1 protein-coding gene is annotated in these 2,993 nt (G+C 78.7%); it reads left to right on the top strand.

Annotation, left to right across the window (positions count from 1 at the left end):
• Positions 1-2,993, top strand: a 2,993-nt coding sequence (locus DZF91_RS25790; protein WP_117359794.1) for an SDR family NAD(P)-dependent oxidoreductase, incomplete at both ends; no start/stop codon positions are given.

Here is a 2,993-nt window from a genome sequence, read left to right as displayed (position 1 = left end):
GCGCCGCACCCGGTGAGCCGGCGGAGGGCGGCGCCCTGGCGATCCTGCGCGGGCTCGCCGCCGAGCGCGCCGAGCTGCCCGCCGAGACCGTCGCCGACGGCAGCCGCCTCCTGGACGACCTGCACCTCAGCTCCATCACCGTCGGCCAGATCATGAACCAGGCCGCGCTGGCGCTCGGGGTGAAGCCCGGCAGCGCGCCCACCAACTTCGCCACCGCCACCCTCGCCGAGCTCGCCGAGGTCCTCGACGGCCTCGCCGGATCGGGCGGCGGCGCGCCGGAGACCCCGGTCGTCACGGGCGCGGCGTCCTGGGTGCGCGCGTTCTCGATCGACCTGGACGAGGCGCCGCCCCCGGCCGTCCCCGACGACGCGCGCGACGGGACCGCCGGGGAGTGGCGGGTGTTCGCGCCGGACGGCCACCCGTTCGCCGAGCCGCTGGCGCGGGCGCTGCGGGACGCGCGGATCGGCGCGGGCGTGCTGGTCTGCCTGCCGCCGGACTGCGCCGAGGCCGACCTCGGCCCGGCCCTCGACGGCGCGAAGGCCGCGCTGGGCGGATCGCGCCTCGTCCTCGTCCAGCACGGGCGCGGCGCCGCGGCGATCGCCAAGACCCTCCGGCTGGAGGACCCGCGCGTCAAGGTCACCGTCGTGACCGTCCCGCCGCCCACGGACACGGACACGGACGCCCCCGCGGAGGAGGCCGCTCCGGTCGTGGAGCGGGTCGTGGCCGAGGCGGCGGCGACCACGGGCTTCAGCGAGGTCCGGTACGACGCGGCGGGGGTGCGGCGCGTGCCGACCCTGCGTCCGCTGCCCGTCCGGCCCGCCCGGACGGCCGCGCCGCTGGGCGCGGACGACGTCGTGCTGGTCACCGGCGGCGGCAAGGGCATCACGGCCGAGTGCGCGCTCGCGCTCGCCGAGGACTCCGGCGCGGCGCTGGCGGTGCTCGGCCGCTCCGACCCGGCCGCGGACGCCGAGCTGGCGGCCAACCTCGCGCGGATGACCGGGCGGGGACTGCGGGTCCGGTACGTCCGCGCGGACGTCACCGACCCGGCCGCCGTCCGCGCGGCCGTCGCGGAGGCCGAGCGCGACCTCGGCCCGGTGACCGGCGTCCTGCACGGGGCCGGGCGCAACGAGCCCGCCGCGCTGCACGGCCTGGACGAGGCCGCGCTGCACGGCGCGCTCGCGCCCAAGGTCGGCGGCCTCCAGGCCGTCCTGGACGCCGTGGACACCGGCCGGCTGCGGCTGCTGGTCACCTTCGGCAGCATCATCGGCCGCGCCGGGCTCGCCGGGGAGGCGCACTACGCGCTGGCCAACGAGTGGCTCGCCGAGCTCACCGAGGCGGTCGCCGGATGGCACCCGGACTGCCGCTGCCTCTGCCTGGAGTGGTCGGTCTGGTCGGGCGTCGGGATGGGCGAGCGGCTGTCGGTCGTGGAGTCCCTGGCCCGGGACGGGATCACCGCGATCCCGCCGGACCGGGGCGTCGAGCTCATGCGCCGCCTGCTCGCCGACCCTGACGTCCCGCCGGTGGTCGTGGTCAGCGGACGCACCGGACGCGTCGACACCGTCCGGCGGGCCGCGGGCGAGCTGCCGCTGCTGCGCTTCCTCGGCCGCCCGCTCGTCCACTACCCGGGCGTCGAGCTGGTCACCGAGGTGGAGCTGAACGCGGGCACCGACCACTACCTCGCCGACCACCTGCTGGACGGCAACCTGCTGCTGCCCGCCGTGTTCGGGATGGAGGCGATGGTCCAGGCCGGGACCGCCGCCGCCGGCCGCACCGACCTGCCGGTGATCGAGGCCGCCGAGTTCGAGCGCCCGGTCGTCGTGCCGCCGGACGGGACGACGGTCGTCCGGGTCGCGGCGGCCGTCACCGACGACGGGACCGTCGAGGTGGCGCTGCGCAGCGCCGAGACCGGGTTCGCCGCCGACCACTTCCGCGCCCGGCTGCGCTTCGACGCCGGGGACGTCCCGGACGGACCGCCGGAGCAGGCCGCCGACGGGGTGCCGGGCGTCGCGCTCGACCCCGCCGCCGACCTCTACGGGCCGGTGCTGTTCCAGGGCGGGCGGTTCCAGCGGCTGCGCGGCTACCACCGCGCGGCGGCCCGCCGGGTGGACGCCGACGTCGCGGTCGAACCCACCGACTGGTTCGCCGGGTTCCTCCCGGACCGGCTGCTGCTCGGCGACCCCGGGATGCGGGACGCCCTGATGCACGGCAACCAGGTCTGCGTCCCCGACGCGACGCTGCTGCCGACCGGCATCGAGCGGCTGCACCCGGCCGGGGACCGCGCGTCCGGCGAGGGCGTGCTGCGGTACTGCGCCACCGAGCGGCACCGCGACGGCGACACCTACGTGTACGACATCGCCGTCCGCGACTCCGAGGGCCGGGTCGTCGAGCGCTGGGACGGGCTGCGGCTGCAGGCCGTCCGGCGCACCGACGGCAGCGGCCCGTGGGCGCCGCCGCTGCTCGGCCCCTACCTCGAACGCGCCGTCGAGGACGTCCTGGGCCTGACCGCCGCCGTCGCCGTCGAGCCGGACGATCCCGGCGTCCCGATGGCATCGGACCCTGACGGCTCGGACGGCGGCCCGGACGGCTCGGGCGGTTCCGGCGCGGCGGGCGGAAGCGTCGAGGCGCGGCGGGCGCGGACGGCGCTCGCGGCCTCCCGGGCCCTCGGGCGGCCCGTCACCGTGCGGTATCGCGCGGACGGACGGCCCGAGACGGACGCGGCCGGCGTGCTGTCGGCCGCGCACGGCGCCGGGGTCACCCTGTGCGTCGCGTCCGACACCACGGTGAGCTGCGACGTCGAGACCGTCGCGGACCGGTCCGAGGCGGACTGGGCCGGGCTGCTCGGCCGGCACCGCGACCTCGCCGGCCTGCTCGCGGGCGACCTCGGCGAGGACCACGGCACGGCCGCGACCCGCGTGTGGGCCGCCGCCGAGTGCCTGCGCAAGGCGGGCCTGCCCGACGACGCGCCGCTGACCGCCGCCGGGCGGCCCCGGCCG

Origin of the sequence: Actinomadura logoneensis (assembly GCF_003428695.1) — a bacterium.
Lineage (GTDB): Bacteria > Actinomycetota > Actinomycetes > Streptosporangiales > Streptosporangiaceae > Spirillospora > Spirillospora logoneensis.
This window is presented reverse-complemented; position numbering and strand designations above follow the sequence as displayed.